Origin of the sequence: Curtobacterium flaccumfaciens pv. betae (genome assembly GCF_026241855.1) — a bacterium.
Classification (GTDB): Bacteria; Actinomycetota; Actinomycetes; order Actinomycetales; family Microbacteriaceae; genus Curtobacterium; species Curtobacterium flaccumfaciens.
Window position 1 is genome coordinate 375,367 of sequence record NZ_JAPJDC010000001.1, and the last position, 22,182, is coordinate 397,548.

The 22,182-nt window shown below is 71.0% G+C and carries 24 protein-coding genes and 1 pseudogene; 18 read left to right on the forward strand and 7 right to left on the reverse strand.

The window, feature by feature from the left end; all coding sequences use genetic code 11:
* Positions 1-55: 55 nt before the first annotated feature.
* On the reverse strand, positions 56-508 hold the full coding sequence (locus ORG17_RS01885; RefSeq protein WP_027464960.1) for a PTS sugar transporter subunit IIA: 453 nt from the start codon (positions 506-508) through the stop codon (positions 56-58).
* Positions 505-744, reverse strand: a pseudogene (locus ORG17_RS01890) (PTS transporter subunit EIIB); the annotation flags it as partial. The gene ORG17_RS01885 and the pseudogene ORG17_RS01890, both read right to left, overlap by 4 nt.
* A 175-nt stretch (positions 745-919) precedes the next feature.
* Between ORG17_RS01890 and ORG17_RS01895 the strand changes: the two are divergent.
* The 12 genes from ORG17_RS01895 (at position 920) to ORG17_RS01950 (ending at position 11,357) form a co-directional block, all read left to right on the forward strand.
* Positions 920-2,188: a PTS transporter subunit EIIC gene (locus tag ORG17_RS01895; protein ID WP_214526817.1), complete on the forward strand. Its 1,269-nt coding sequence runs from the start codon at positions 920-922 to the stop codon at positions 2,186-2,188.
* Between the two features lie 127 nt (positions 2,189-2,315).
* The gene (locus ORG17_RS01900; protein WP_214526816.1) at positions 2,316-3,227 is read left to right on the forward strand and encodes a metal ABC transporter solute-binding protein, Zn/Mn family; all 912 of its coding nucleotides are present in this window, start codon (positions 2,316-2,318) and stop codon (positions 3,225-3,227) included.
* 47 nt (positions 3,228-3,274) lie between these two features.
* Positions 3,275-4,120 carry a metal ABC transporter ATP-binding protein gene (locus tag ORG17_RS01905; protein WP_051596603.1) on the forward strand — a complete coding sequence of 282 codons (846 nt, stop codon included), beginning with the start codon at positions 3,275-3,277 and terminating at the stop codon, positions 4,118-4,120.
* A complete protein-coding gene (locus ORG17_RS01910; RefSeq protein ID WP_214526815.1) occupies positions 4,120-5,058 on the forward strand; it encodes a metal ABC transporter permease in 939 nt (312 codons plus the stop codon). Before ORG17_RS01905 ends, ORG17_RS01910 begins: the two co-directional genes overlap by 1 nt.
* Complete coding sequence (locus ORG17_RS01915; protein ID WP_027464954.1) at positions 5,055-5,480, forward strand: Fur family transcriptional regulator; 426 nt, start codon at positions 5,055-5,057, stop codon at positions 5,478-5,480. Before ORG17_RS01910 ends, ORG17_RS01915 begins: the two co-directional genes overlap by 4 nt.
* Positions 5,481-5,490: 10 nt before the next feature.
* Positions 5,491-6,186 (forward strand): alpha/beta fold hydrolase, encoded by a 696-nt coding sequence (locus ORG17_RS01920; RefSeq protein WP_214526814.1) that lies wholly within the window; start codon positions 5,491-5,493, stop codon positions 6,184-6,186.
* Positions 6,187-6,508: 322 nt separating this feature from the next.
* The gene (gene rpmB / locus ORG17_RS01925; protein WP_027464952.1) at positions 6,509-6,745 is read left to right on the forward strand and encodes a 50S ribosomal protein L28; all 237 of its coding nucleotides are present in this window, start codon (positions 6,509-6,511) and stop codon (positions 6,743-6,745) included.
* Complete coding sequence (gene rpmG / locus ORG17_RS01930; protein WP_017886456.1) at positions 6,745-6,915, forward strand: 50S ribosomal protein L33; 171 nt, start codon at positions 6,745-6,747, stop codon at positions 6,913-6,915. The genes rpmB and rpmG overlap by 1 nt, the downstream gene beginning before the upstream one ends.
* 2 nt (positions 6,916-6,917) lie before the next feature.
* Positions 6,918-7,223 carry a 30S ribosomal protein S14 gene (gene rpsN / locus ORG17_RS01935; RefSeq protein ID WP_017886455.1) on the forward strand — a complete coding sequence of 102 codons (306 nt, stop codon included), beginning with the start codon at positions 6,918-6,920 and terminating at the stop codon, positions 7,221-7,223.
* A gap of 290 nt (positions 7,224-7,513) precedes the next feature.
* Positions 7,514-7,801 carry an HU family DNA-binding protein gene (locus ORG17_RS01940; protein WP_017886454.1) on the forward strand — a complete coding sequence of 96 codons (288 nt, stop codon included), beginning with the start codon at positions 7,514-7,516 and terminating at the stop codon, positions 7,799-7,801.
* A gap of 194 nt (positions 7,802-7,995) precedes the next feature.
* Positions 7,996-10,038 (forward strand): cytochrome c oxidase assembly protein, encoded by a 2,043-nt coding sequence (locus ORG17_RS01945; protein ID WP_214526813.1) that lies wholly within the window; start codon positions 7,996-7,998, stop codon positions 10,036-10,038.
* Positions 10,035-11,357 (forward strand): ATP-dependent DNA helicase, encoded by a 1,323-nt coding sequence (locus tag ORG17_RS01950; RefSeq protein WP_071246239.1) that lies wholly within the window; start codon positions 10,035-10,037, stop codon positions 11,355-11,357. Before ORG17_RS01945 ends, ORG17_RS01950 begins: the two co-directional genes overlap by 4 nt.
* Positions 11,358-11,740: 383 nt before the next feature.
* On the opposite strand, the gene ORG17_RS01955 is transcribed toward ORG17_RS01950, so the two are convergent.
* Positions 11,741-12,187 carry a DUF4383 domain-containing protein gene (locus ORG17_RS01955; protein ID WP_027464950.1) on the reverse strand — a complete coding sequence of 149 codons (447 nt, stop codon included), beginning with the start codon at positions 12,185-12,187 and terminating at the stop codon, positions 11,741-11,743.
* 241 nt (positions 12,188-12,428) lie between these two features.
* Here ORG17_RS01955 and ORG17_RS01960 point away from each other — a divergent pair, with 241 nt between their 5' ends.
* The gene (locus tag ORG17_RS01960) at positions 12,429-13,328 is read left to right on the forward strand and encodes a phosphatase PAP2 family protein (RefSeq protein ID WP_214527505.1); all 900 of its coding nucleotides are present in this window, start codon (positions 12,429-12,431) and stop codon (positions 13,326-13,328) included.
* 159 nt (positions 13,329-13,487) lie between these two features.
* Entirely contained in the window at positions 13,488-14,627 is a 1,140-nt protein-coding gene (locus ORG17_RS01965; protein WP_111123540.1) for a CE1758 family FMN-dependent luciferase-like monooxygenase, read from the forward strand.
* Between the two features lie 289 nt (positions 14,628-14,916).
* On the opposite strand, the gene ORG17_RS01970 is transcribed toward ORG17_RS01965, so the two are convergent.
* Positions 14,917-15,270, reverse strand: a complete 354-nt coding sequence (locus ORG17_RS01970) for a DMT family transporter (RefSeq protein ID WP_071246233.1) — start codon at positions 15,268-15,270, stop codon at positions 14,917-14,919.
* Between the two features lies 1 nt (position 15,271).
* On the reverse strand, positions 15,272-15,586 hold the full coding sequence (locus ORG17_RS01975; protein WP_027464946.1) for a DMT family transporter: 315 nt from the start codon (positions 15,584-15,586) through the stop codon (positions 15,272-15,274).
* A 106-nt stretch (positions 15,587-15,692) separates the two neighbouring features.
* Here ORG17_RS01975 and ORG17_RS01980 point away from each other — a divergent pair, with 106 nt between their 5' ends.
* The 4 genes from ORG17_RS01980 to ORG17_RS01995 all read left to right on the forward strand — a co-directional run bounded on the left by ORG17_RS01980 (position 15,693) and on the right by ORG17_RS01995 (position 19,765).
* On the forward strand, positions 15,693-16,271 hold the full coding sequence (locus ORG17_RS01980) for a TetR/AcrR family transcriptional regulator (protein WP_301565302.1): 579 nt from the start codon (positions 15,693-15,695) through the stop codon (positions 16,269-16,271).
* A 186-nt stretch (positions 16,272-16,457) separates the two neighbouring features.
* Complete coding sequence (locus ORG17_RS01985; protein WP_214527506.1) at positions 16,458-17,471, forward strand: permease; 1,014 nt, start codon at positions 16,458-16,460, stop codon at positions 17,469-17,471.
* A complete protein-coding gene (locus ORG17_RS01990) occupies positions 17,458-18,324 on the forward strand; it encodes a TIGR03943 family putative permease subunit (RefSeq protein WP_214527507.1) in 867 nt (288 codons plus the stop codon). Before ORG17_RS01985 ends, ORG17_RS01990 begins: the two co-directional genes overlap by 14 nt.
* Positions 18,314-19,765 (forward strand): hypothetical protein, encoded by a 1,452-nt coding sequence (locus ORG17_RS01995; protein ID WP_214527508.1) that lies wholly within the window; start codon positions 18,314-18,316, stop codon positions 19,763-19,765. Before ORG17_RS01990 ends, ORG17_RS01995 begins: the two co-directional genes overlap by 11 nt.
* A gap of 72 nt (positions 19,766-19,837) precedes the next feature.
* Here the strand turns inward: ORG17_RS01995 and ORG17_RS02000 are convergent, their stop codons facing one another.
* Together ORG17_RS02000 and ORG17_RS02005 are read right to left on the reverse strand one after the other, a co-directional pair.
* Positions 19,838-20,884 (reverse strand): NAD(P)-dependent alcohol dehydrogenase, encoded by a 1,047-nt coding sequence (locus ORG17_RS02000; RefSeq protein WP_071404920.1) that lies wholly within the window; start codon positions 20,882-20,884, stop codon positions 19,838-19,840.
* Between the two features lie 152 nt (positions 20,885-21,036).
* A complete protein-coding gene (locus ORG17_RS02005; protein WP_214527509.1) occupies positions 21,037-22,098 on the reverse strand; it encodes a glycerate kinase family protein in 1,062 nt (353 codons plus the stop codon).
* Positions 22,099-22,182 lie beyond the last annotated feature (84 nt).

The following is a 22,182-nucleotide window of genomic DNA, read 5'->3' on the forward strand; positions in this document are numbered from 1 at the left end:
ACCGTCTGCCGCGGGTGGTCCGCAGCACACGGTCGCTCTCGACGAGGAAGAACCCCTAGACCTCGAAGAGGGTGTCGCCGTCGAGCACCGTGGTGCCGACCGTCCCCTGGTCGACGCTGTCCGCCGTCGAACCGAGCACCACGACCGGGCAGATCGGCGAGTACCCGGCTGCTGAGATCACCGAGGGGGTGAACCGGACGACGGGGTCACCGGCGGTGACGGTGTCGCCCTCGGTCGCGAGGAGCTCGAAGCCCTCGCCGGAGAGCTTCACGGTGTCGATGCCGACGTGCACCAGGACGTCGGTGCCAGCGGCGCCCTGCAGGGCGAACGCGTGCGGGTGCAGCTTCACGATGGTGCCGTCGACCGGGGCCACCGCGGTGACCGCGCCCTCGACGCCCGTGGGGTCGACCGCGACGCCAGCACCGACGAGCTGTCCGGCGAACACCGGGTCGGGCACGTCGGCGAGGGCGACGACCGGGCCGCCGAACGGGGTGCGGACGACGGTCACAGTTCGTCCTGGATGTCCTGGGCGAGGTTGTCGGCGATCGTGCCGACGATGACCTGCCAGCCGGTGCCGCCACCGATGACGGCCTGGGCCCCGGCGGCCTGCAGGGCGGCCTTGTCGACCAGGTCCCCGTCCTCGACCTCGACGCGGAGGCGCGTGATGCAGCCCTCGACCTCTTCGATGTTCTCGGCACCGCCGAGTGCGGCGATGATGTCGGCTGCCTTGATGTCGGCCGTCGTTTCCTCCTCGTTAAGGGTTTGCGTCGCAGGTTGACACCGGTCCGCTCGCGGATCAGACTACGGAACTGGTCATGACCGGACAGGACCGGACCTGGCGACACCGCCGAGGTTACCTGCGCTGGCTGCACGACTCAACTCACCCCGACAGCTCCACCCAATGACGAGAGGACCTCCGATGAGCGCCACCACTGCCACGGATGTGCCGGAGAAGAAGAAGCCGAAGAAGCAGTCACGGCTGTTCGCGCAGGCCCAGCGCCTCGGACGGAGCCTGCTCCTGCCGATCGCGGTCATGCCTGCAGCGGGCATCCTGAACCGCATCGGCCAACCGGACCTCCTCGGCGCGATTCCCGGCTTCGAGACCGGTGCCGGGGTCATCTCGGCCGCCGGCCAGGCGATCTTCACGTGGCTCCCGCTGCTGTTCGCCGTGGGCATCGCGATCGGCTGGGCCAAGAAGTCCGACGGCACCACCGCGCTCGCGGCGGTCGTCGGCTACATGGTCATGTACGAGGTGTTCGCAGTGATGTCGCCGGTCGTCCTCGCCGGGGTCAAGAACGCCAACGGCGAGCAGGCCACGATCAACTACGGCGTGCTGGGCGGCATCGTGATGGGTCTCGTCTCGGCCGTGATGTGGGAGAGGTTCCACCGCACGAAGATGCCCGACTTCCTCGGGTTCTTCTCCGGTCGCCGCCTGGTTCCGATCCTGACGGCCGCTGCGGGTCTCGTCATCGCGGTCCTGATGTCGTTCGTCTACCGCTACTTCGACATCGCGCTGACGGCAGCCGGCACCGCCGTCGCCGACAACGCCGTGATCGGCGGCGGTATCTTCGGGTTCGCGAACCGCATGCTCATCCCGATCGGGCTGCACCAGCTGCTCAACTTCTTCCCGTGGTTCCAGCTGGGCAGCTTCACCAACGCGGCCGGTGACATCGTCCACGGCGACATCCCGCGCTTCCTGGCGGGCGACCCGACCGCCGGCATCTTCCAGACCGGCTTCTTCCCGATCATGATGTTCGCGCTGCCCGCCGGTGCCCTCGCGATCTGGCGCAACGCCAAGCCGCAGAACCGCAAGCTCGTCGGCGGCATCATGATCTCCGCCGCACTGACCTCGTTCGTCACGGGCATCACCGAGCCGCTCGAGTACTCGTTCATGTTCGTCGCGTTCCCGCTGTACGTCATCCACGCGGTGCTCACGGGCACCTCGCTCGCCCTGGTGAACGCCCTCGGGATCCACGACGGGTTCTCGTTCTCGGCCGGCGCGATCGACTTCGTGCTGAACTTCGGCAAGGCGGACGGGGCGATCTGGCTCATCCCGATCGGCCTCGGCTACGCGGTCGTCTACTACTTCCTGTTCAGTTTCGTGATCAAGAAGTGGAACCTCCGCACCCCCGGGCGTGAAGAGGACACGATCGCCGAGAACACGATCGACGCGGCCACCAAGCCGTAGACGCGCGTTCCGACGGACGGGAGGCCCGGTGCCAGCTGGCACCGGGCCTCCCGTCCGTCTCCTGGTCGCACTGAGAGCCCTCATAGCGGTTTTGACAATCGTTATCAGTAGGCGTTAGCGTCGTGCCATGCACAACCGCCTCCTCGCCCTCCCGCTCGTCGCCGGCGCCGCCGCGCTCGCCCTGACCGGGTGCGCCACCTCGTCCGCCTCGGGGGAGGCCAGCGGTGACGGCACGGTCAACGTCGTCGCCTCCACCAACGTCTACGGCTCGATCGTCAAGACCATCGGTGGCGACGCCGTCACCGTGACGAGCATCCTGAGCGACCCGTCGCAGGACCCGCACTCGTTCGAGTCGAGCGCCCGCACCCAGCTCTCCGTTTCCAAGGCCGACCTGCTCATCGAGAACGGTGGCGGGTACGACGACTTCATGACGACGCTCGCGAACGCCTCGGACACCAAGGCCGACACGATCAACGTCGTGAAGCTCTCCGGCCTCGACAAGGGCGGCAGTGCCGAGTTCAACGAGCACGTCTTCTACAGCTACCCGACGATGGTCAAGCTGGTCGAGGCGGTCACGAAGGACCTCAGCGCGCTCGACGAGAGCGGCAAGGACGCCTTCGAGAAGAACGCCGCCACGCTCACCACCAAGCTCGAGGACCTCGAGTCCCAGACCGACGCCGTCAAGAAGCAGGACTCCGGCGACAAGGTCGCGTACACCGAGCCGGTGCCCGGGTACCTGTTCGACGCGATGGGGCTCGAGAACGAGACCCCGCCGGCCTTCTCCGAGGCCATCGAGGAAGGCGACGACGTCCCGCCGGCGGCCCTCCGCGACACCCTCGCGCTGTTCACCGGCAAGCGCGTGCAACTGCTCGCCTACAACAACCAGGCGTCGAGCCCCGAGACCGAACAGGTCCAGAAGGCGGCCGAGCAGAACGACATCCCCGTCGTCGGTGTCACGGAGACGCTCCCCAAGGGGCAGGATTACGTCTCGTGGCAGCAGGCGAACATCGACGCGGTGAAGGCAGCGCTCCAGAAGTGACGACCTCGACCGCAGCAGCGGCGACCCACGGCCCGGCGACCACCACGGTGGACGACCGGGCTGCGGCTCGTCCGGTCCTCGCGCTCCGCGACGCCGGGTTGTCCTACGGCGCCCGGAAGCTCTGGGCGGGCCTCGACCTCGACCTCGCGCCGGGTGAGTTCGTCGCGGTCCTCGGCCCGAACGGCGCCGGCAAGACCTCACTGCTCCGTACCGTCCTCGGGCAGCAGCGGCTGACGAGCGGCACGATGTCGTTCCTCGGGCAGCCGGTGCACCGCGGCCACCGGAAGATCGGCTACATCCCGCAGCAGCGTCTGATGGAGGCGGGGACGCCCCTGCGCGCGCGGGACATGATCGCCCAGGGCGTGACCGGGCACCGGTGGGGCATCCGACGTGCGTCGAAGGCCGACCGGATGCGCATCGACCGGGTCCTCGACGAGGTCGGCGCCACCGCCTTCGCGGACGCCCCCGTCGCCGAGCTCTCCGGCGGCGAGCAGCAGCGCACCCGCGTCGGGCAGGCCATCGCCGCCGACCCCGCCCTGCTGCTGTGCGACGAACCCCTCATCTCGCTCGACCTGCGGCACCAGCGCGGGATCACCGAGCTCATCGACCGCGAGCGCCGGCAGCGAGAGGCCGCCGTGCTCTTCGTGACGCACGACGTGAACCCGATCCTCGACGTCGTCGACCGCGTGCTCTACATCGCCGGGGGTCGGTTCCGGATCGGTTCCCCGGACGAGGTCCTGCGCGCCGACGTCCTGAGCGACCTGTACGGCACGCCCGTCGACGTCGTCCGCACCATGGGACGCATCGTCATCGTCGGGGCGAACGAGGCCCACGAGCACCACCCGGGCGAGGTCGACCCGCACGCCGACCAGCCGGACGAAGGGCGGATCTGATGGACGTGCTGTCGACCGTCTTCTCGTTCCAGGACTACGGCCAGCTCCTCGTGCTGGTGCAGAACTCGATCTGGGCCGGCGCGGTGCTCGGCATCGTCGGCGGGCTCATCGGCCCGTTCGTCGTCGCCCGGAACATGCCCTTCGCCGTGCACGGCATCTCGGAGCTCTCGTTCGCCGGGGCCAGTGCCTCGCTGCTGCTCGGGGTGAACGTCATCTCCGGCTCACTCGTCGGGTCGGTCATCGCCGCCCTGCTCATCGGCGTCCTCGGGTCGCGTGCCCGGGAACGCAACTCGATCATCGCCGTCCTCATGCCGTTCGGGCTCGGGCTCGGCATCCTCTGCCTGGCGCTCTACAAGGGCCGGGCCGCCAACAAGTTCGGGTTGCTCACCGGGCAGATCGTCTCGGTCGACAACCCGCAGCTGGCGTTCCTGATCGTGGTCGCCGCGATCGTCGTGGCGACGCTGCTCGTCATCTGGCGCCCGCTGATGTTCGCCTCGGTCGACCCCGACGTGGCTGCAGCTGCGGGGATCCCGGTGCGCACCCTCGCGATCGTGTTCATGCTCGTGCTCGGACTGGCCACCGCCGTGTCAGTGCAGATCGTCGGTGCGTTGCTCGTGCTGTCCCTGCTCGTGACCCCGGCGGCCGCGGCCCTGCGCCTCAGCTCGCACCCGGTCGTCGTGCCGGTGCTGTCGACGGTGTTCGCGGTGACGTCGGTCGTCGGTGGCATCCTGCTCGCACTGGGCGGCGGCCTGCCGATCAGCCCCTACGTGACGACGATCTCGTTCGCGATCTGGGTGGTCTGCCGGATCATCGGGTCGCGACGCGACAGGCGGGGACGCAACCGCGTCGCCGGCCGGAACCAGCGTGGCGGGGGCGAGCCGGGCCTCCAGGCAGGGACGACGTCGACAGCCGGTCGGAAGGAAGAGGTGTCAGCATGAACGCCGTGCAGAAGACCAAGCGGAACACGTGGCAGCGCGAAGCGGTGCGCGGTGCCCTCGACTCCACCGAGGGGTTCGTCAGCGCGCAGGCGCTGCACCAGCACCTGCGGGACGAGGGCTCGACCATCGGACTGGCCACGGTCTACCGGGCCCTCGCCGACCTGGCCACCGAGGGCGACGCCGACTCGCTGCAGCAGGACGGCGAATCGCTGTACCGCGCGTGCACGACGGACGCGCACCACCACCACCTGATCTGCCGGAACTGCGGCCGGACCGTCGAGATCGAAGCGGACCCGGTGGAGCAATGGGCGCAGGACGTCGCTGCCGCCAACGGGTTCACCAACGCCAGCCACGTCGTCGACATCTTCGGCGAGTGCGCCGTCTGCACGGCAGCCCGAGCGACTGCCGCCACCGACGAGTAACCTGCCCCGCATGCACGTCATCCTGGTCCCCGGGTTCTGGCTCGACGCGAGCGCGTGGGACGACGTCGCCCCGGTGCTCCGCGAGGCCGGGCATTCGGTGCAGGCGATCACGCGCGACGGCGACACGCTCGACGAGCAGGTCGCCGCGTTGGTCGCGATCCTGGACGACGTCGCGTCCGCCGACGAACCGGTCGTGCTCGCCGGACACTCGGGTGCCGGGCCGATCGCGTACATGGCCGCCGACCAGCGCCCGTCGCTCGTCGCGCACCTGCTCTACGTCGACACGTTCCCGGGGCCCGAGGGCGGGTGCGTCAACGACGAGCTGCCCGTGGTCGACGGGGTCGTACCGCTGCCGTCGTGGGACATCTGGGAACCCGCCACCGTCCGGGGCATGACGCCCGAGGTCCGGCAGGACGTCGAGCACCGGGCGATCCCCGAGCCGGCCTCGGTGCCGTCGGACCGGTTCCACTACGCCGACCCGGCACGGCACACGATCCCCGCGACGATCATCACCTGCGAGATCCCCGCCGCCGAGCTGCTGGCGATGGTGGCGGACCACCAGGCCTGGGCGGCCGAGCTCGTCGCGACCGAGGAACTCTCCATCGTCGGGCTCGAGACCGGCCACTGGCCGATGTTCACGGCGCCGCAGCAGCTCGGCGAGCTGATGGTGCAGGCGCTCGCGCCCAAGCCGACGCAGGCGCCGTAGGGGCGACCACGCGGGTGCGTGAGCGGTCCGGTCCGACCGCCACGGGCCTCCAGGCCTGGAGGCGTGGCTTGCGACACGCCCGGTCCTCGCGTAACGTGGACCCCTGGTTCTCCGCGTCCGCGCGGCGGACCCGTTGTTCCAAGCCCTCCGACCGTCGCGAACGCCGCGGTCGCGCGGTGTCCGGCTCTCCTTCGACAGGGGATGCGGACCTGGGCGGTGCACACAACCCCCTCGCACGGTCACCCCGGTGACGGTGCGCGTGTGCACCAGGCAAGTGAACTTGGGTGCGGCCGTCCGGTCGCACGGTACTCAGGAGGAAACCATGGCAGCAGTGTGCCAGGTGACCGGCGCCGTTCCCGGCTTCGGTCACAACATCTCGCACTCGCACCGCCGGACGAAGCGTCGCTTCGACCCGAACGTGCAGAAGAAGACGTACTACGTGCCCTCGCTTCGTCGTAACGTCACGCTCACGCTCAGCGCGAAGGGCATCAAGGTGATCGACGCACGTGGCATCGAGTCCGTCGTCAAGGATCTCCTCGCCCGTGGGGAGAAGATCTGATGGCGAAAAAGGGTCAGGACATCCGTCCGATCATCAAGCTCCGCTCGACGGCGGGCACCGGGTTCACCTACGTGACCAAGAAGAACCGTCGGAACAACCCCGACCGACTCGTGCTGAAGAAGTACGACCCGGTGATCCGCAAGCACGTCGACTTCCGTGAGGAGCGCTAAGCATGGCGAAGAAGAGCAAGATCGCGAAGAACAACCAGCGTGCCGTCATCATCGCGCGCTACGCCGAGCGTCGTCTCGAGCTGAAGAAGGCCCTCGTGGACCCGAACGGCACCGACGAGTCGCGTGAGGCCGCCCGCGTGGGCCTGCAGAAGCTGCCCCGCGACGCATCGCCCATCCGGTACCGCAACCGTGACGCCATCGACGGCCGCCCCCGTGGCCACCTCGGTGAGTTCGGCATCAGCCGTGTCCGCTTCCGTGACATGGCCCACCGCGGCGAGCTCCCCGGCATCACGAAGAGCTCCTGGTAAGCACTCGCAGTACACGACGCCCCGTCACCTCCTGGTGGCGGGGCGTTCGCTGTGTACGGGGTACACGCGAGCCGTCATTCGTCACATCTGCCCCTCCAGCACCCCCTCGGAGCCCCGACAACCCCGGAAATCCGGGCGAGTCGGCGGTTTTCACCCCCGGCGGCTGGTAGGTTCAACTCCGGTTCCGCCGGGCCCTCGGCCCACTGGCACCGTGGCACGGGGCAACCGCTCCGGGCGCCGGACGACACGTGCGTCCGACCGATACTGCAAGAAGTCCGAGGAGGACATCCATGGCTGACAAGTCACTGAACCGCACCGAGCTCGTCGCTGCCGTCGCCGCTGAGTCCGGCCAGAGCCAGGCCACCGTCAACGGCGTCGTCGACGCGCTCTTCAGCGTCGTCTCGTCGTCCGTCGCCGACGGCACGAAGGTCACGATCCCGGGTTGGATCGCCTTCGAGAAGACGCACCGCGCCGCCCGCACCGGCCGCAACCCGCAGACGGGTGACGCCATCGAGATCGCCGCGAGCGACTCGGTCAAGGTCAGCGCCGGCTCGAAGCTCAAGGCTGCGGTCAAGTAAGACTGTTCCGCGCATCGGGAGGGACGGCTTCGGCCGTCCCTTTCGTCGTTCCCGGGGCGCGTGCGTGGACGTTTGCTCGGTCGGGCGCGCGTGCGTGCGCCCGGTGCGCATGTCCGGCCTGGAGGCCCGTGCCGGTTTGCACAGATCGGCCCGCCCCGTCCGTCGGCCGGGTGGGCACCGCCTAGGCTTGACGGGTGAATCGGATCGCGCGCATCGCCGGTCCCGCCGTGCTCCTGCTCGTCGGGTTCGTGGCGCTGCTCACGGCACTCGTCATCGGTGGGGGCGCGAACCCCGCACTCATCGCCGACCCGGGGCCAGTCGTCCGCTTCGGGCTGCCGATCGCCCGGCTCGTCGTCGACCTGTCCGCGGCCACCACGATCGGTGGGCTCGCGCTGGCGACCATCGGCCTCTCGCGCTCCGGCCCCGAGTGGAACCGCGCGATCGACGTCGCCGCCGGGGCCAGTGGCGTCTGGACGGTGGCATCGGCCGTCGCCACGTTCTGCACGTTCCTCAGCGTCGCCGGCTCGCGCATCAGCATCGACGAGCAGTTCGGGCAGTCGATGGGGGTCTTCCTCACCGGCACCGAGCTCGGGCTGGCCTGGCTCGTGACCGTCCTCGTCGCCGCGGCCGTCACGGTGCTCTGCTTCGCCGTCCGTTCGCGGGGCATGGTCGCCCTGACCGCCGGCGTCTCGATGATCGGCCTCATCCCGCTCGCGCAGCAGGGCCACGCCGCCGGCACCGCCAGCCACGACGCCGCTGTGACGGCACTGGGGCTGCACCTGGTCGGTGCGGCGCTGTGGGTCGGTGGGCTCGTCATGCTCGTGCTGCTGCGCGGGGTGCTGCCCGGCGACCGGCTGGCCGCGGTCGTGGCCCGGTACTCGAGCATCGCCCTCGGCTGCTTCGTGCTCGTCGCCGTCTCGGGCACCGCGTCGGCGCAGATCCGCGTCGGGGCGCTGTCGAACCTGTTCACCCCGTACGGCACGCTCGTCCTGGTGAAGATCGGTGCGATCGTCGCCATCGGGGTCCTCGGTGCGGTGCAGCGCCGTCGGGCCATCCGTGCGCTGACCACCTCGCCCGATCGGCAGCGGCCCTTCTGGACCCTCATCGTCGTCGAGCTCGCGGTGATGGGCGTGGCGTCGGGGTTCGCCGCGGCACTCGGGCGGACCGCCACCCCGGTCGACCAGATCGCCCTGAGCAAGACCACCGACCCGAGCCCGGCGGAGCTCCTGACCGACGACCTGCTGCCGCACGCGCCCGGTGCGTGGGGCTGGCTGACCCAGTGGAACATCGACCTGTTCTGGCTGATGGCCGCCGTCCTGCTCGCTGCGACCTACGTGGCCGGCGTCGTGCGACTGCGGCGGGGCGGCGTGCGGTGGCCGGCGCGTCGCTCGATCGCCGCGGCCCTGGCGGTCGTGTCCCTGGTGGTCGCGACCTCGGGCTCGCTGCACCAGTACGACCGGTTCCTCGTCTCGGCGAACGTCGGTGCCCACGTGCTGCTCGGCCTGGTGGTCCCCGCCCTGGTGTGGGCGGCGGCACCCGTCGCCCTGATCCGCGCCGCCGTGCACCCCCGGAACGACGACAGCACGGGGGTGCGTGAGTGGACCGACGTCATCGTCGAGCACCCCTCCGTGCGGTACCTGGCGCAGCCGTTCCCCGCGTTCCTGCTCGCGGCGGGCCTGTGGTGGGCCTTCTTCGCCACCGACGCCGTCCGGTGGTCGGTGAGCGACCCCACCGGCCGCACCGTCAGCGACGCCGTGTTCCTGCTGGTCGGGCTACTGGCCGTCCCGACGCTCTGCACACCGATCCCCGCCGGGCACCGTCGTCCGACCACGGCTGCCGTGGCCGTCCGGATCGTCGGGGCCGTGGTGATCGCGGCGGGCACGGTCTCGCTCGGCATCGCGATGCGCGGGCCGCTCGGGCTGCTGCAGGCCTCGTGGTTCGGCGCGATGGGCCGGACGTGGGGGCCGGACCCGCTCGTCGACCAGGCCAGGGCCGGCCTGGTGCTGATCGTCGCCGGCGTGCTGCTCCTGGTGACCGTGGTCGTGGTGGTGCTCGTGCGGCTGCGGCGTGACGGCGGAGACCCGGTCGACGTCGTCGACGCAGCTGCTGCCGGCGACGCAGCTGTGGCCGGTCCGACCGCCGCCGCCGAGCCCGCTGCCCGGGCCGACCAGGACGACCTGGACTTCGACGACGGCAGTGACGACCTCGAACCCTCGCCCGGGGCGGACGCCCGATGAGCATCGAGCTGAGCGACGAACAGCGCGCCGTCTTCGAGTACATCGAGCACACCCGTGACCACGTGTTCATCACCGGCCGGGCCGGCACGGGCAAGTCCACGCTGCTCAACCACCTGTCGTGGAACACCGAGAAGCAGGTCGTCATCTGCGCGCCGACGGGGGTCGCCGCGCTCAACGTCGGCGGCCAGACGATCCACTCCCTGTTCCGGCTGCCGATCGGGCTCATCGCCGACGCCGAGCTGCGGCAGGGCCCGGACACCCGCAAGCTCCTCAACACGATCGACACCCTGGTCATCGACGAGGTGTCGATGGTCAACGCCGACCTGCTCGACGGCATGGACCGGTCGCTCCGCAAGGCCCGCGGTCGGCAGTTCGAGGCGTTCGGCGGCGTCCAGGTCGTGATGTTCGGCGACCCGTACCAGCTGCCCCCGGTGCCCGGCGACGCCGACGAGCGCGCCTACTTCACCGACCACTACCGGTCGATGTGGTTCTTCGACGCCAAGGTGTGGCTCGAGGCCGAGCTCAACATCATCGAGCTCGCCACGGTGCACCGGCAGCGCGACGACGCCTTCGCCGCGATGCTCACCGCCGTCCGGCACGGTCGGGTCACCGCGGACATCGCCGAGCAGCTCAACACCGCCGGGGCACGTCCGGCTCCGGACGACGCCATCACCCTGGCGACCCGCAACGACACGGTCGCCCGGATCAACAAGGCGGCCCTCGAGCGGCTGCCCGGCAAGGTGAAGACCGCCAAGGCCGACGTGAACGGCGACTTCGGTGGACGCAACTTCCCGGCCGACGAAGCCCTCGAGCTGAAGCCCGGCGCGCACGTGATGTTCCTGCGCAACGACGCCGACCAGCGCTGGGTGAACGGCACCCTGGGCATCGTGACGGCCATCCGCGACACGGTGTGGGTCGACGTCGACGGTGAGTCGTTCGAGGTCCAGCCGTCGGTGTGGGAGAAGTTCAAGTACTCGTACGACGCGGACAAGAAGGAACTCAAGAAGGACACCGTCGGGGAGTTCCAGCAGTTCCCGCTCCGACTGGCCTGGGCCGTGACCATCCACAAGTCGCAGGGCAGCACCTACGACCGGGCCGTGGTCGACCTCGGCAACCGGGTGTTCAGCGCGGGCCAGACGTACGTGGCGCTGTCGCGGCTGACCTCGCTCGAGGGGTTGTTCCTCACCCGCCCGCTCCGGCCGCAGGACATCATCGTGGACCTGGACGTCCGACGCTTCATGTCCGAGGCGCCCCGCATCGTGGCCACCGAGCTCGAGGCCCCGAAGAAGCAGCCCGACGCCGAGCCCGACGCCGACTGACGCGTCCGACCTGCGGCTGTCCCACGCCGCCGTCCGAGCGGGTTCCGTCCGTTCCGCGCGGCGCGGTTGAGCGGTCACGACTCCCCGTCGGTGCCGCCTCGAGCGGTCACGACCTGTCGCTCCGACGCGCCCCAGTCGACGATTCGTGACCGGCCGGCGGACCTGAGCGGGGAGTCGTGACCGGATGACACCCCCGCCGGACCACCCCGCCCCAGCCGGCCCCGCCCCCGCGGGGCCCCCGACCCCGCCGGACCCACGCCCCAGCCGGCCCCGCCCCCGCCCGGCCCCCGACCCCGCCCCCGCCCCGCCAGACTCCGCGCACACGACCACGCCCGCCTGCCGGAGCGGCAGACGGGCGTCGGGAGTGCGGTCGAGCGGGTGCGTCAGGCGCGCGCCGCTCGCAGCGCGCGGAGGTTCTCCTTGTCGGCGCCGAGCGCGGTGAGCAGCAGGAGCACACCGACGACGGCGTGGAACACGTTGTCCGTGGTGTTGAGGGCGAAGACGTTGGCCGAGGTGTCGACGAAGACGAAGCCGTACACCGCGAAGACGACGAGCAGGACCCCGACGAGCAGGTTGCCGTTGCGCGATCCGACGGTGTTGCCGAGGCCGGTGATGAGCAGCACCGCGGCGAGCAGCACCCACACCAGGCAGAGCGCCGGGTTCACGCCGAACGCGTTCCACAGCATGCCGCCCTGGCGGTTGAAGAAGCCCGGGTCGCCGTCAGCGGCGAAGAAGAAGCCCAGGACGCCCCAGAGTGCGAGGACGCCGCCGGCCGTGAGTGCGAGACCCCGGTTCGGCGAGGCGATGATGCCCGGTTCCTTGATGGCCACTTCGGTTTCCTCCTCGTACACTGCCGACGCGACGTGCGTCGGTCCCGCGTGGTGCGACGGCCCGGCGGGGATCACCGATCCCTTCGTGTCAGCGCGCAGTGCGCGGCCGACGGGGGTGCGGTTCCCAGCCTCCGGCCGGTGCTCCAACGGTATCGTGTCGGACCCCGACCGACCCAATCGCAGCGCCGCCGCCAGTCGTGCGACGAGCCCGACGACGACCACCCCGAGGAGGACCAGCCCGGTGACCTTGACACCCGAGCGCAGTGCATCCGAGTCGCGCGGACCGTGGGTCTCGCGGCGGGTGCGGTGGGCTGCGCTGGCGGCTCTGGGGTTCGTGATCGTGCCTCTCGTCTACGGGGTCGCGGTGCTGACCCCGGTCGGTCAGAAAGCGGAGGACGCCGCGCTCGGCGGGGTCCGGGAGTCCGACCTGTTCAGTTCGGACACTGCGCTCAACGTCATCTCGGTGCCGGTGATCCTGTTGCTCGTCGTCGTGATCGTCGCCGTGGCGTTCGCCAGACGGCGGCTCTCGGTGGGACTCGGCGCGGGGGTCGTGGTGCTCGCGTCGGCGGCCACCTCGACGCTCGTCAAGCGTATCGCCGTGCGCCCTGAGATCGCTCAGTCGACGACGCCGAACTCGTTCCCGTCCGGGCACGCGACGATCGCGCTGGCGGCGCTGTTCGCCGTCCTGATGGTCACGCCTCGTCGGTTCCGCCCGCTGGTGACCATCGTCGGTGCCGGGTACGCGGTCTTCGTGGCGAACCAGACCGTGGTCTACGGCTGGCACCGGGTCAGCGACATCATCGGTGCCTGCGCGATCGCGATGTTCTGGCTCGGGATCGTCCGCGCGGTCGGGCCCCGGGTCGACCGCGGGCTCCGGGGCGACCGTGACGGTCGGCGGGGGCCGCGGCGGGTGGTGAGCGTCGTGCTCCTCGTCGCGACCGGGATCACGCTGACGATCGGTGTCGCGGCGCTCGTGGTCGGCCTGACCGGCGGCGGCGCGCACGACCACGCCGCGATCCTGGTTGCGGGACGGCTGGCGTCCAGTGCGAGCGTCCTGGCGGTCGTGACGATCGTGTGGTTCCTCGACGGGATGCACCACGCCGCGCGCACCGACCCGGCCACGCTGCCGGCCGTCCGCTGACCCGGCCACGCTGCAAGCCGTCGGCTGACCCGGGAGCCGAGTCGGGCCTCCAGGCCGCCCGTCCGACGGGCGTGAGCCTGGCGGGAATGCCACGCCGTGCGCTACGTTGTACCGAGCAAGTCGATGCAAACGCATCGAAATTGCGAAAGGCGGCGCATCATGCAGTTCGGCATCTTCACGGTCAGTGACGTCACGACCGACCCCACGACCGGCACCACGCCGGACGACACCCAGCGCGTCCGCGACATCCTGACGATCGCCGAGCACGCCGACCAGGCCGGACTCGACGTCTTCGCGACCGGTGAGCACCACAACCCGCCGTTCGTGGCCTCGTCGCCGACCACGCTGCTCGCCTACCTGGCGGCGAAGACGAAGGACATCACCCTGTCCACGTCGACGACCCTGATCACCACCAACGACCCGGTGCGCATCGCCGAGGAGTACGCGATGCTCCAGGTCGTCTCCGACGGCCGCATGGACCTGATGATGGGCCGCGGCAACACCGGCCCCGTCTACCCGTGGTTCGGGCAGGACATCCGCCAGGGCGTCAACCTGGCGATCGAGAACTACGCACTCGTCCGCCAGCTGTGGGAGAACGACGTCGTCAACTGGCAGGGCAAGTTCCGCACGCCGCTGCAGGGCTTCACCTCGACCCCGCGTCCGCTCGACGGTGTCCCGCCGTTCGTCTGGCACGGCTCGATCCGCACGCCGGAGATCGCCGAACAGGCCGCCTACTACGGTGACGGCTTCTTCCACAACAACATCTTCTGGCCGATCCAGCACACCGAGCAGATGGTCGGCCTGTACCGCCAGCGCTTCGAGCACTACGGGCACGGCCGCGCCGACCAGGCGATCGTCGGGCTCGGTGGGCAGTTCTTCGCGCGGAAGAACTCGCAGGACGCGATCAACGAGTTCCGGCCCTACTTCGACAACGCCCCGGTCTACGGTCACGGCCCCTCGATGGAGGACTTCACCGCCCAGACCCCGCTCACCGTCGGTTCGCCGCAGCAGGTCATCGACCGGTACGCGGCGATGAAGGACCACGTCGGCTACTACCAGCGCCAGCTGTTCCTCATCGACCACGCCGGTCTGCCGCTCAAGACGGTGCTCGAGCAGATCGACATCCTGGCGACCGACATCGTGCCGGAGCTGCGCAAGCTGAACGACGAGGGTCGCCCCGCCGACGTCCCGTCGGACCCGCCGTCGCACGCGGCACGTGCCGCTGCCGCGATGGCGGCCGGCACGGTCGGCAGCGACCACGTCGCCGCCGAGGACGAGTGGACGGGCGCGTCCGTCTGACGCTCCCAGCGCTCCCAGCGCTCCCATCGTGAGCAGGAATGGTCGGGTCCCGCGAGGTGACCCGACCATTGCTGCTCACCATGCGCGGTGGGCGCGGCCCCGAGCGGACGGGAGGTGGGCCCCATCCGCCGGTTCCGGCGTGACGCGCCAGCGGCACGACGGCCGTGCCGGGAGGGACGGTGCCAGCTGGCACCGGGCCTCCCGTCCGTCTCGGCGCGCGTCCTCGGACCCGCGCCGACGTCACGGGGTCAGCGACACCTCACGGGGTCGCTGGTGCGTGAGCTGTCGCTCAGCGCGTGAGTTCGGCGGCGGGCTCCGCGGCGGGGCGGGCCGGCACCAGCTTGAGGCCCACGACGCACCCGACGATGCCGGCGATGAACAGCAGGCGCAGGACGGTGACGGGCTCCGCGCCGGTGGCCATGCCCCACAGCACCGTGAGCGCGGCGCCGGTGCCGGTCCACACTGCGTAGGCCGTGCTGATCGGGATGTGCTTGAGGACGTAGCCGAAGGCGACCAGGCTGATCACGATCGTGACGGCGAACACGATCGTCGGTCGGAGCTCGGTGAAGCCGTCGCTCTCGCCGAGGGCGGTCGCCCAGACGGTCTCGAGCGCGGCGCTGACGAACAGGACGATCCACGCCACGTCAGCTCACCACCTTGAGGCCGATGACGCACGCCACCAGGCCGAAGACCAGGGCGAGGCGGGCGAAGGACGCGGCCTCCTGCCGTCGGAGGATCGCGACGACCACGGTCAGGCTCGCCCCGATGCCGACCCAGACGGCGTAGGCGGTGCCGACCGGGATGCTCTTCATCGCGAACGCCAGCCCCACCATGCTCAGCGCCATCCCGGCGACGAACACGATCGTGGGGACGACCTTCTTGAAGCCGTTCGAGGCGCTGAGGGCGGTGGCCCAGACGGCCTCGAGCACGCCGCTGAGCACGAGGATTGCCCATGCCATGACGATGTCCTTTCCTGCGGGAGTCGTTCGTTCTCGTTGTCGTACGACTGTGCGACAACGACACCGACGGTAGCACGAGTTCGTACGACTGTGCGAGTATGGCGTCGTGGCCAGGAGCATGGACGTCGACGAACGGCGCCGCACCGTGTCCGAGGCGGCCTGCCGGGTCCTCGCCCGCGACGGCCTCGGAGCGCTGAGCGTGCGCAACGTCGCCGCCGAGGCGGGGCTGCCGCCGAGCACGGTCCGCTACACGTTCCCGACCCAGGCGAGCGTCCGTGAGCACACCATCACGCTCGTGTTCGACCGGATCCGCGAGCGCATCGACGCCATCCCGGCTGAGCTCACGCCCGCCCGACGCGCACGCCGGATCGTGCTCGAGCTGCTGCCCCTCGACGAGGAGCGGGTCATCGAGCTCGAGGTCTACCTGGCGCTCGGCAACGCCGCGCTCACCGACGTCGCGCTCCGGCCGACGCTGGACCGCACCGTCGCGGCGATGCGGACGTGGTGCGAGGAGATCCTCCGGTTGCTCGGCGTGCCGGCGGACGACCGGGAGTACGAGGCCTGCCGTCTGCACGCGCTCCTGGACGGGCTCGCGATGCAGGTCGTCCGACTGGCTCCGGGGGAGTCCGGCGACTGGGCGATCGACGTGCTCGACCGACACCTGGACGGCGTCACCGCGGGCTGATCGCGTGGCCCCCTCGCACCGTGCGAGGGGGGCGTGCGGGTCGTGCGAGGTTCCGTACTCGGTGGGAGGCTCGCGACCCCGCACCGAGTACAGAACCTCGCACCGAACGATTCACCGGCCGTCCCCTCGCACGGTGCGAGGGTGCGCGCGCAGCCCCGGGCAGGACGCGTCACCTATCCTGTCCCGGTGACGACGACCACGCGGCCGCCGCAGCGCACCCGGAGCCTCACCGGCCCCGGCCTGGTGCTGCTCGCCCTCGTGATCCTGCTCGGCATCCGGCTGTTCTCCCCGAGCATCGGGTCGACCGGGCTACCGGACGTCGTGCAGGACTTCCTCACGCTGGCGATCAGCGTCGTCGTCGAGTCCCTGCCGTTCGTGGTGCTCGGCATCGTGCTGTCGATCGTCGTCGAGGTCTGGGTGCCGGTCGGCGCGCTCGAGAAGGTCCTGCCGCAGAACGCCTTCGGCCGTCGCGCCGTGATCTCCCTGATCGGCATGCTGTTCCCGGTGTGCGAGTGCGGCAACGTCCCGCTCGCGCGCGGCCTGATGATGCGCGGGTTCACGCCGGCCGAGGCCGTCACGTTCCTCGTCGCGGCCCCGATCCTCAACCCGCTGGTCATCATCAGCACCGCGCAGGCGTTCGGCTGGTCCGGGTGGATCCTGCCGGTGCGCATCGTCGGCGGGTTCGTCATCGCGAACCTCGTCGGCTGGATCGTCGCCGCGCACCGCCGTCCGGCCGACCTGCTGCTCCCCGCCTTCGAGGCCCGGTGCCGTGCGGCCGTCGGAGCGCCCCGCGGCCTGCACCGCTGGCGGCAGAGCGCCGCGCAGTTCGGCGGCGAGACGGCGACGATGATGCCGGCGCTGTTCGTCGGTGCCGGCCTCGCCGCGGCGATCCAGGTCGCCGTGCCCCGCTCGACCCTGGTGGCCGTCGGCTCGAACCCGGTGCTGTCCGTCGCGGCGATGATGCTGCTGGCGATGACGGTGTCGCTCTGCTCGAACGTCGACGCCTTCTTCGCGCTGTCGTTCGCGTCGACGTTCCTGCCCGGGTCGATCACGGCCTTCCTGATCATCGGGCCGATCATCGACGTCAAGATGATCGCCCTGCTGCGCACGACGTTCCGGGTCCGCTTCCTGGTGCTGCTGTCCGTCGTGTGCGTCCTGTTCGCCGGAGCCGTCGGGTTGGTGATGAATGTCCTCGTCTGATGCACGCAGCAACGCGGCCGCGTACCTGGGTCTCGGGTCGGTGCTGGCCGCGGCGCTCTGCACGCTGTGGCTCGCGCTGGTCGGGCACCTCGACCTGTACATCAACCCGCGGTACTCGGTGTTCACCGTCGTGCTCGCCGCCGTCGGTGTGCCCGCGTCGATCGCCGGACTGGTGGCCACCGCCCGCGGGTACGGCCACTCGCACGGCGACGAAGCGGACGAGCACCCTGCGGACGAGCACGACGACGCCGATGCCCACGGGCACGAGCACGACGCCGACGCCGACGCCCACGAGCCGCGCCCCGGCCGCGGTCGCGCCGTCCGCCTCGCCCTCGGCGGTGCCGCCGCCGTCGTCACGATCGGCGTCACGGTCGCGATGCTCGTCCTGCCGCCGACGACCCTGTCCGCCCGCACCGCCCAGCAGCGGAGCGTGGACTCCGCGACCCTGTCCAACGCGACCGGCTCCGAGTCCGCGGTGCAGCTGCTCGGCAGCGAGGGCGTCGACACCTCGAAGTACGGCGTCAAGGACTGGGCCGCGCTGATCCGGCAGACCACCGACACCACGGCCCTCGTCGGCAAGCAGGTCGAACTGTCCGGCTTCGTGGTGCCGGGCGACGACGGGTCCTTCACCCTCACCCGCTTCGTGATCAGCTGCTGCGCCGTGGACGCGCAACCGGTCGGTCTCGGCGTCGTGACCGGCGACGGCACCGGGGCCGTCCCCGACGAGGGGCAGTGGGTCACCGTCCGCGGAGCCCTGGCCGCCAACCCGGACCAGTCCGCCGACGCCCGCATCGTCGTCAAGGCCGCGAAGATCACCGACATCGCGCAGCCCGAGGACCCGTATGAGTTCTGAGCGCCGCGGAGACCAGCGCCGCGAAGGCCACCGCCGCGGAGACCAGCGCCGCGAGCGCCGCCCCGTCGCGCACCGCTTCCACCGCCGGTACGTCGCCGTCGTGGTGGTCCTCGCCGTGGTCGCCGCGCTCGCCGCGGTCGTCGGCTCGCAGCAGGGCCCGCGGCTCCGCGACGTGTCCTACGACGCGACCGGTCTCGTCACGCGTCCGGCCCAGCGGGTGATCCTGACGGCGAACCAGGCGCTGCAGAAGGTCGCCGCCGCCGACGTCCGGGTCAGCCCGGCTGCGCCGCACACCGTGACCTCGAGCGGCAACACGATCGCGGTCGAGTTCGCCGGCCCCCTGGCCTACGACCGCGAGTACACCGTGACGGTCGCGGGGGTCCGGGCACCCGGGCAGCGCGCCACGTCCGACCTGACGGCGGCGATCCGCACCGGCAGCACCGACGTGCTCGCACTCGTTCCGGGGCAGGCCGCGGCGAAGGACCGCATCGTCCGGCGCTCCCTCGACGCGGGCGGCGCCACGACGGTCTACGAGGGCACCGCGATCTCCGAGTACGCCCGGCTCGGCCGTTCCCTGGTGGTCGTGAGCGGCACGGACGCCAGCTCGTCCGTCGACATCGTGGCGCTGAGCGGTGGCGTGCAGGACGCCGACGCCCCCGTCGAACACCTCACCCTGCCGACCTCCGAGGGTCGCGTCACGGCGCTCCACGTCGCCGACGACGGTGCCTCGTTCGGGTTCGAGTACGCCGACACCTCGACCGGGCAGTCCCGGAACACCGGCCTGTACGTGGTCGACATGACGGGCACCCACATGCCCACGGCGATCGCGGCGAACGGCAAGCCGGAGACGGGCGCCGTGCCGATGACCGTCGGGCAGTGGGCCTACGTGCCGCGGACCGAGAGCGCCCTGGTCCGGACGGGCGGCGACGACCTGGTGCTCGTCGACATGAGCGGGCGTGCCGACCCGGTCCGGCTCGGCAGCGCCACCTACCTGCACGGCTTCGTCGGCACCGGCACCACGGCCGTCGTCGAGACGGGCACCGGCATCGAGCGGCTGGACCTGACCGACGGGTCGAAGTCGGCGCTGCAGGCGCCCGCCGCGAGCACCGATGCGGCCGTCCTCGGCCGCATCGCCCAGCTGTCCGACGACACGTACCTGCGGGTGCTGGGGGATGTGCGGTCGGACGGCACCATCGCGGCACGGATCGTGCGCGTGGACGGGGGACGGGCCTCCCGGCTGCCGGTGGCGATCCCGGACGACGCGAGCGTCACCGCGGTCTGCCCGTCCCCGAACAGCCAGTTCGTCGCGGTCGCGACGAAGTCGGCGGCCGGCGAGCTCGTGAGCATCGTCGACGCGGCCTCCGGCGCGCTCGAGGCGAGCATCGACGCGGGCTCCGTCGACTGGTGCGGTGCGCTGCCGTCCGGTGACGAGGTCGGCTGACGGCCCGGACACGACAGACGGGAGGCCCGGTACCAGCTGGTACCGGGCCTCCCGTCTGTCAGGTGGTGACGACTACGCCAGCGTGGCCGCGTCGATCACGAAGCGGTAGCGGACGTCCGAGGACAGCACGCGCTCGTAGGCCTCGTTGATCTGGTCGGCGCTGATGAGCTCGGTCTCCGGGAGGATCCCGTGCTCGGCGCAGAAGTCGAGCATCTCCTGGGTCTCCTGGATGCCGCCGATGGCGGAACCCGCCCAGCTGAGCCGACGCGGGATGAGCGCGAAGGCCGGCACCTCGAGCGGCTCGGACGGAGCGCCCACGTTGACGAGCGTGCCGTCGACCTTGAGCAGGCCGAGGTAGGCGCCCATCGGGATCTTCGCCGAGACGGTGTTGATGATCAGCTCGAAGGAGTTCGCGAGCTTCTCGAACGTCTCCGGGTCCTTCGTCGCGTAGTGGGCCTTCGCGCCGTAGCGGAGCGAGTCCTCCTGCTTGGAGGTGGTCTGCGACAGGACGGTGACCTCGGCACCGAGCGCGACGGCGATCTTGACGGCCATGTGGCCGAGCCCGCCCATGCCGACGACGGCGACCTTGGTGCCGGGACCGGCGTTCCAGTGGTGCAGCGGCGAGTAGGTGGTGATGCCGGCGCAGAGCAGCGGCGCGACCTTCTCGATGTCGAGCGACTCGGGGACACGGAGGACGAAGTCCTCGTTCACCACGACGGCCTGCGAGTAGCCGCCCTGGGTGATCGAGCCGTCGGCCGGGTCGACGCTGGCGTAGGTGCCGATGTTGCCCTTGAGGCAGTACTGCTCCTGGCCGGCGACGCAGTTCTCGCACTCGCCGCACGAGTTCACCATGCAGCCGACGCCGACGCGGTCGCCGACCTTGTGCTTGGTGACGTTCTCGCCGACCTCGGTGACGTGGCCGACGATCTCGTGACCGACGACCTGCGGGTACTGGATGGGGCCCCACTCACCGCGGACGGTGTGGATGTCCGAGTGGCAGATGCCGGCGTAGGCGATGTCGATCGCGACGTCGTCCGGGCCGACGTCCCGACGGGTGATGGTGGTCTTGACGAGCGGCTCGGTCGCTGACGGTGCCGCGTACGCGTTGACGGTGCGCAATGATCTCCTCGTGGGGGTGGTGCGTTGCGGGCCGGTTCCGGCCCGGAACCAGTGTGCGCGCAGCCGCGGCCGGGTGGGAGGTACAACCAGGACACCCCTGTGCCCGCGGACGGGCGCGTCGTACCGGCCGCGTGGCGCGGCGTTCTGCTCGCTCAGGCGAGCCGGGCCAGCCGCTGCCCCGCGATCGTGGCGAAGCGCAGCGGGTCGGCGAGGGCGTCGTCGGGCTCGCCGGTGGTCTGCGTCGCGAGCACGGTGAGCGACGCGGCGGCCGCGTAGTCGTCGAGCGGGGCCTCGATCGCGCCCGCGACGAGCATCGAGCGGGCACCGGGAGCGTGCGCCGCGGTCAGGTCGCGGACCACCGAGGGCACCTTCCCGACGGCGCTCTGCCCGTCGAAGCACCCTTCGCCGCTGATCACGACGTCGGCACCGCTCACGTCGGACCCCTCGAGCAGCGCCGGCAGCCCGAGGACCTCGGCGACGGCCGCGGCCCCACCGGCGAGCGTGGCGCCCCACACCAGCAGGCCGAACCCGACACCGCCGGCGGCTCCGGCGCCCGGGGTGTCCGGGTCGACGTCGGGGAAGCGTGCGGCCCAGGTTGCGAGTCGGTCATCGAAGGACACCACACGGTCGGGCGTGATGCCCTTCTGCGGGCCGAAGACGGCTGCGGCACCGGTCGGACCGAGCAGCGGAGAGGTCACGTCGGTGAGCACGGTGACACCGAGCGGGGGGAGCGCGCGGAGGCCGCCGGTGCCGGCTCCTTCGCTGCCGAGTCCGAGCGCCTCGAGCACTGGACGCCCGCCGTCGGTCGACGCGCTGCCCCCGATGCCGAGCACGAGCCCCGTCGCACCGGCGTCGAGCGCGGCGGCGATCGCTTCGCCGAACCCGCGGCTCGTCGCCGTGTCCGGCATCGGTGCGTCGAGCAGGGGGAGGCCGCTCGTCGCCGCGAGCTCCACCACCGCGCGGTCGTCGGGCAGCCGCAGCCAGTGGGTGTCGACCGGCGTGCCGGCCGGTCCGGTCACGGTGACGGGGACCCGGACTGATCCGGGGACCGCGGACTCGAAGGCGTCGAGCGTGCCCTCGCCGCCGTCGGCCATCGGGACGAGCACCACGTCGTCGTCGGGGCGTTCGGTCAGCCAGCCGTCGCGGACCGCCTCAGCGATCGACGCCGCCGTCGCGGTGCCCTTGAACGAGTCCGGAGCCACGATGATGCGCACGGCTCCCACCGTAGCGGCCGGTCGCCAGACGCCGGCGTGCGTGCGAGACGCCGGCGTGTGCGCATGTGCGCGCGTGCGAGACGC

Coding starts and splice junctions, on each gene's coding strand:
- ORG17_RS01895 (WP_214526817.1), top strand. CDS start 920: ATGAGCGCCACCACTGCCACGGATGTGCCGGAGAAGAAGAAGCCGAAG.
- rpsN (WP_017886455.1), top strand. CDS start 6,918: ATGGCGAAGAAGAGCAAGATCGCGAAGAACAACCAGCGTGCCGTCATC.
- ORG17_RS01900 (WP_214526816.1), top strand. CDS start 2,316: ATGCACAACCGCCTCCTCGCCCTCCCGCTCGTCGCCGGCGCCGCCGCG.
- ORG17_RS01910 (WP_214526815.1), top strand. CDS start 4,120: ATGGACGTGCTGTCGACCGTCTTCTCGTTCCAGGACTACGGCCAGCTC.
- ORG17_RS01940 (WP_017886454.1), top strand. CDS start 7,514: ATGGCTGACAAGTCACTGAACCGCACCGAGCTCGTCGCTGCCGTCGCC.
- ORG17_RS01965 (WP_111123540.1), top strand. CDS start 13,488: ATGCAGTTCGGCATCTTCACGGTCAGTGACGTCACGACCGACCCCACG.
- ORG17_RS01915 (WP_027464954.1), top strand. CDS start 5,055: ATGAACGCCGTGCAGAAGACCAAGCGGAACACGTGGCAGCGCGAAGCG.
- rpmB (WP_027464952.1), top strand. CDS start 6,509: ATGGCAGCAGTGTGCCAGGTGACCGGCGCCGTTCCCGGCTTCGGTCAC.
- ORG17_RS01950 (WP_071246239.1), top strand. CDS start 10,035: ATGAGCATCGAGCTGAGCGACGAACAGCGCGCCGTCTTCGAGTACATC.
- rpmG (WP_017886456.1), top strand. CDS start 6,745: ATGGCGAAAAAGGGTCAGGACATCCGTCCGATCATCAAGCTCCGCTCG.
- ORG17_RS01975 (WP_027464946.1), bottom strand. CDS start 15,586: ATGGCATGGGCAATCCTCGTGCTCAGCGGCGTGCTCGAGGCCGTCTGG.
- ORG17_RS01920 (WP_214526814.1), top strand. CDS start 5,491: ATGCACGTCATCCTGGTCCCCGGGTTCTGGCTCGACGCGAGCGCGTGG.
- ORG17_RS01990 (WP_214527507.1), top strand. CDS start 17,458: ATGTCCTCGTCTGATGCACGCAGCAACGCGGCCGCGTACCTGGGTCTC.
- ORG17_RS01995 (WP_214527508.1), top strand. CDS start 18,314: ATGAGTTCTGAGCGCCGCGGAGACCAGCGCCGCGAAGGCCACCGCCGC.